General features: G+C 68.3%; 3 protein-coding genes. 1 reads left to right on the top strand and 2 read right to left on the bottom strand.

Translation table 11 applies throughout. The annotated features are described in order from the left end of the window. Positions 1-98: 98 nt before the first annotated feature. Both F467_RS0110210 and pyk read right to left on the bottom strand, forming a co-directional pair. Positions 99-1,190 (bottom strand): tetratricopeptide repeat protein, encoded by a 1,092-nt coding sequence (locus F467_RS0110210; protein WP_018137547.1) that lies wholly within the window; start codon positions 1,188-1,190, stop codon positions 99-101. Between the two features lie 895 nt (positions 1,191-2,085). Further along, positions 2,086-3,543, bottom strand: coding sequence for a pyruvate kinase (gene pyk / locus F467_RS0110205; protein WP_018137554.1), 1,458 nt, complete (start codon positions 3,541-3,543; stop codon positions 2,086-2,088). Between the two features lie 367 nt (positions 3,544-3,910). Here pyk and mltF point away from each other — a divergent pair, with 367 nt between their 5' ends. Beyond that, positions 3,911-5,371 (top strand): membrane-bound lytic murein transglycosylase MltF, encoded by a 1,461-nt coding sequence (mltF, locus tag F467_RS0110200; RefSeq protein WP_018137555.1) that lies wholly within the window; start codon positions 3,911-3,913, stop codon positions 5,369-5,371. The last annotated feature ends 196 nt before the right edge of the window (positions 5,372-5,567 follow it).

The following is a 5,567-nucleotide window of genomic DNA, read 5'->3' as shown; positions in this document are numbered from 1 at the left end:
GTCCGGGGTTGCGTTTGGAGATGGCCACGGCCCCTCCGGGCCTCGCCATGACGAGGCGGGGATTGGGCTTGCTGCCCTTTGGTTGCCGCGCTGGTGGTCTAGCGGGAGGTCTCGGTCTTGCGCGCCTCGGCCTCGCTGCGTTGCTCCGGGGTGAGCTGCTGGTGGACGTAGTCGCGGGCTTCCGCGGCCGGCTTGTGGCCCTGATCGGCTGCGCGCGCGAACCAGACCCAGGCACCGGGCAGGTCGGCCTCCACGCCACGGCCCTCGGCGAGCACGATGCCCATGTTGTACTGCGCCGGGGCCAGCCCCTGCCGCGCCGAGGCCAGGTACCAGGCGGCCGCGGCCGCCTCGTCCTGAGCCACCCCTAGCCCCCGTTCCAGGAGGACGCCCAGATTCGCCTGAGCCAGGGGATGGCCGGCTTCGGCCGCGGCGCGATACCAGTGGGCCGCCGCCGCCAGGTCTTCCTGCGTGCCGTTGCCGTCGCGGCAGAGGTTGCCCAGGCGGGCTGCGGCGTCCGGGTCTCCGGCCTCGGCGGCTTGCCGATACCAGTGGGCGGCGCCGGTCATGTCCGTCGCCACGCCGTCGCCCTGTTCCAGGGCCAGGGCGAGGTTGAAGGCCGCGTCGCGGTGTCCCGCCTCGGCGGCCTGGGCGTAGTACTCGGCTGCCGCGGCCCGATCGCGCGCGCATCCGCTGCCTTGCTGGTGCGCGACACCGAGACTGTTCAGGGCGTCGGGGTCGCCGTGCTCCGCAGAGCGTTTCCACCACTGGACGGCTTCGGTGGCGGCGGCCTCGTCGCCCGCGTTCTGCAGCAGCACGGCCAGGTTGTTCTGCGCCACGACGTGACCCGCCTCGGCCGCATGGCGGTACCAGTGTCGGGCCGCGTCGACATCGGCGGGGTCGGCCTTCTCCGCCATCACGCCCAGGTTGAAGCTGGCATCGCTCAGCCCCTGCTCCGCGGCCTGTTCCCAGTACCCGCGCGCACGCTCGGCATCGGCCTCCAGCCCCAGGCCGTCGGCATACAGAATCCCCATGCCTAACTGGGCCCAGGCCGAGCCGGCCTCGGCGCTGGCCGCCCACAGTTCCCCGGCGGTCCGATAGTCGCCGCGTTCAAACGCGGCAAAGCCGTCCTGATCGGCAATGCTCGGACCTTCGGGCTGTTCCGGGTCCGGGGAGTCGGCAGGCGTACCCATGGTGGTGGTTCTCGCTGGCAATGTTTGCGGAGCGCCCGAGCATACAGCCTGGGCACTCGGCCGCAAGCAACCCCGGGCGCTGACCACCCCGTTGCGGAGCGGACACGATGGGTGTCCTCGTCTTCGTCGCCCCCGTGAGGCTTCACCACACGGAGAAGCAAACACCGTCATCGCGAGGCGCGCAGCGCCGTGGCGATCTCTGTGGATGTCCTCGGCGCTGATCGAGGCGGACGTCTGGGGCTGAATTCGGAGATGGCCACGGCCCCTGCGGGACCTCGCCATGACGCGGCAGAGAAGGTGGGTGTCCTCGTCTTCGTCGCCCCTTTGAGGTTTCACCACACGGAGAAGCAAACACCGTCATCGCGAGGCGCGCAGCGCCGTGGCGATCTCTGTGGATGTCCTCGGCGCTGATCGAGGCGGACGTTTGGGGTTGGATTCGGAGATGGCCGCGGCCCCTGCGGGACCTCGCCATGACGCGGCAGAGAAGGTGGGTGTCCTCGTCTTCGTCGCCCCTTTGAGGTTTCATCACGGCGGAGAAGCAAACACCGTCATCGCGAGGCGCGCAGCGCCGTGGCGATCTCTGTGGATGTCCCCGGCGTTGATCGAGGCGGACGTCTGGGGTTGGATTCGGAGATGGCCACGGCCCCTGCGGGACCTCGCCATGACGCGGCAGAGAAGGTGGGTGTCCTCGTCTTCGTCGCCCCTTTGAGGTTTCATCACGGCGGAGAAGCAAACACCGTCATCGCGAGGCGCGCAGCGCCGTGGCGATCTCTGTGGATGTCCCCGGCGCTGATCGAGGCGGACGTTTGGGGCTGCATTCGGAGATGGCCACGGCCCCTGCGGGACCTCGCCATGACGCGGCAGGGAAGAAGGATGTGTTCTTGTTGACCTTTGCTCAGGTATGCCCTGGTGCGTGTCCCTGGCGGGGGCTGTCGAGTTCGAGCAGCTCCAGGCGATGATTGCCGGTGGGGTTGGGGCCCGAGGGGCCCTGAACGAGGAGGGCGAGACCGTCGTGGATGGCGTTCTCGGCGAGCCACTGGCGCGCAAAGTCGTTCCAGTCGCTGCGGTCCTCAGCGACTGCCACCGGCTGGACGCCGTAGGAGAACTGCAGGTTCTGGGCGGTTTCCGGATCCGGGGTGAAGGCGGCGACCCAGCAGGGCAGGCGCAGGCGCGCGATGCGCCGGGCGGTCGCGCCACTGAGCGTGGGCGCCAGGGTGACGCGCGGCAGGCGCCGTTGCGCGGTGTGGAATACGCTGCGCGCGATCAGGTCGACCGCGCGATCGTGCCCGGCTTCTTCGGGCTCGTCTGGACTATCCGGGGCCATGCCGCTGTCACGCTCCGGTTCGATCGAGCGGGCGATAGCGGCCAGCATCGCCACGGATTCCACCGGATAACGCCCCATGGCCGATTCGCCGGAGAGCATTACGCAGTCCGTACCGCCGAGGATGGCATTCGCCACGTCGGTGGCCTCGGCGCGCGTGGGCCGGCGCGAGGTGACCATGGACTCCAGCATCTGGGTGGCGGTGATCACCGGACGGTTGTGCTGGTTGGCGCGCCGGGTGATACGGCGCTGGGCGAGGGCGATGCTCGCGATCGGGATCTCCACCCCCAGATCCCCGCGCGCCACCATGATGCCGTCCGCCGCCTCGAGGATGCCGTCGAGCTGCTCCAGCGCCGCGGCGCGCTCGATCTTGGCGATGATAAAGGGGCTGTAGCCCAGCGCCTCCGCCGCCTTGCGCACGGCCAGGATGTCGTCGCCATCGACCACGAAGCTCTGGCTCACGGCATCCACGCCGTGTTCCGCCGCAAACCGCAGCCAGTCGTGGTCGTCCAGGGTAAAGGCGCGGATGCCGAGATCGATGCCCGGCAGGTTCAAGCCCTTGCGCGAGCGCAGTTCCCCGCCGGTCAGCACGCGGCAGGCGACCTCGCGGCCCTCGACCGATACCACCTCCAGTTCGATGTAGCCGTCATTCAGAAACAGCGCATCACCGGGCTGTACCGCCTCCGGCAGCTCGGAGAACGACACGCTGACACGAGAAGCATCGCCGACGCAGTCCTCCGTGGTCAGCGTGATCGTCGCGCCGGGCTCCAGTTCGATCGGCTCCTCGGCCAGCTCGCCGATCCGCATCTTCGGCCCCGGCAGGTCGCCGAGTATCGCGACGCGGGCGCCGGTCTCCTGCGCCGCCTCGCGGATACGGCCGATTAGCTCGGTGTGGTAGGCGGCATCGCCGTGCGAGAAGTTCAGCCGTGTCACATTGAGCCCGGCCTGCATCATCCGCCGCAGCGTGTCCGGGGAGTCGGACGCCGGCCCGATGGTGGCCACTATCTTTGTCTTCTGTGCGGGAAACGGCATGGGCAGGCCCTTACTCGATCAATGCCCCTTGAGGGTAAACCGTCCGCGCCAGCCTGTCGCCGCTGGGCTTTCTGGTTCGTCCGCCGTCAGGTGGGGGGACAACTGGCGCTGAACGACGAGTAGCTGCAGCATCAAGAGGGTGGGTGTCCTCTTCTTCCTTCTCTACTTCTTGCATCGAATGTCTCCCTGCGGGCGGTCGGTGTTTGCCTGGTAGATACCCCTAGGGGGCGCGGCGGGGTTCCGCGTCACAACCCTCATGAAATCGGGGTTGGTTGTGGGGCGGACCGCATCTACCGAAGGTCTAGGGTAGCTTTCGGGCCGTTCGGGCCAGCCGGCTGTCAGGAGACGCCGCTCGGGGAGGGATCTCATGTCCACTGATTCGTACATCCATTTGCTGCATCCGAGTCGCTGGCGGCGTTCAGGTCTGATGACCGCGTCGGCGGTCGTGCTGATGGCCTGTGGTCCCGGGGATGGGCAGTCGGAAGTGCCGGGGGTGTCGGGCTCGTCGCTGGAACATCCGGAGGGCACCGGTGAACTGGTGGTGGTGACCCGCAATGCCCCCACCGCCTGGTTCTACGACCGCCACACCGAGACCGCAGGCCCGGAACACGACCTGGTGGAAGCCTTCGCAGCCGCGCGTGGCTGGGAGGTCCAATGGAAGGTGGTGGACTCGGTGGGCGAGGTGCTGAAGTCCCTGGCCTCCGGCGAGGTCCATATGGCGGCGGCCGGTCTCACGCATCTGGAATCGCGCGATGAGGATTTCCTCCGCGGGCCGCAGCATACCGAGGTGACCGAGCAGGTCGTGTGTCACCGCGATCGCGGCTCGCTGCCGGAGTCGGCCGCCGATCTGGACGGGCTGGAGCTGGCAGTCAGCGCCGGCAGCGCCTACGTCGAAACCCTGCAGGCGCTGGACGAGCCGGTGGCCCATCGCGCCGAGCCGGAGGGCACCGAGCGCCTGCTGGCGGCCGTGGAAGAGGGCGAACTCGACTGTACAGTGGCCGACTCGCATATCGTCGACCTCAACCAGCGGATCTTCCCGCACCTGGAAGTGGCCTTCGACGTGAGTGATGAACGCGCGATCGGCTGGTATCTGCACCCCGATTTCGAGGAACTTGCGGCGCAGGCGGGTGCGTGGATGGACACCGACGAGGGGACGCAGGTGCGTGCCCGGGTGGACGAGCAGTACTATGCCTACGTCCCGGAATTCGACTTCGTGGACCTGCGTGCGCTGACCCGGCGCATCGACCAGCGGCTGCCGGATTTCCGCCCGGTGTTCGAGGAGGCCGCTGACGAGTACGAACTGCCAGCCGACCTGCTGGCCGCGCTGGCCTACCAGGAGTCGCACTGGGATCCGCAGGCGCGCAGTCCCACCGGGGTGCGCGGGATGATGATGTTGACCCAGCGCACCGCGCAGGAGCTGGGGATCGAGGATCGCCTGGATCCGGAGCAGAGCATTCGCGGTGGCGCGCGCTACCTGCACCAGATGCACGAGCGCCTGGACGAGGACATCCCGGAACCGGACCGTACGTATCTCGCGCTGGCGGCCTACAACATCGGCCGCGGGCACCTGCTGGATGCACGGCGCCTGGCGAGAGAACTGGATCGCGACCCAGACCGCTGGGCGGACATGCGCGAGGTGCTGCCGCTGCTGACCGAGGAACGCTATTACCGCGATCTGCGGTTCGGCTACGCGCGCGGTTACCAGCCGGTGTACTACGTGCAGCGCATCCGCAACTACCGTGCCGTGATCCGGCCCGCCTTCGTGGGGGACGAGGTCGCCGTGGACGGGCCGGCGCCGTCCATCTTCTCGCGGCTGCTGTCGGACTGAGCGGGCCTCCGGTCAATTCTTCTTCCAGCGTCTGCGCCCAGGCGGGCAGCAGCTACGTCTAGCGAAGCGGGCAAACCTCAACAAGGTGGGTGTCCTTTTTTTTCGTCGCCTTCTCAACCCGTCTTCGCAACCAAACACCGTCATCGCGAGGCGCGCAGCGCCGTGGCGATCTCCGAGGGTGTGTCCCCAGCGCTGG

It is taken from the genome of Thioalkalivibrio sp. ALJ12 (genome assembly GCF_000378305.1).
Lineage (GTDB): Bacteria > Pseudomonadota > Gammaproteobacteria > Ectothiorhodospirales > Ectothiorhodospiraceae > Thioalkalivibrio.
This window is presented reverse-complemented; position numbering and strand designations above follow the sequence as displayed.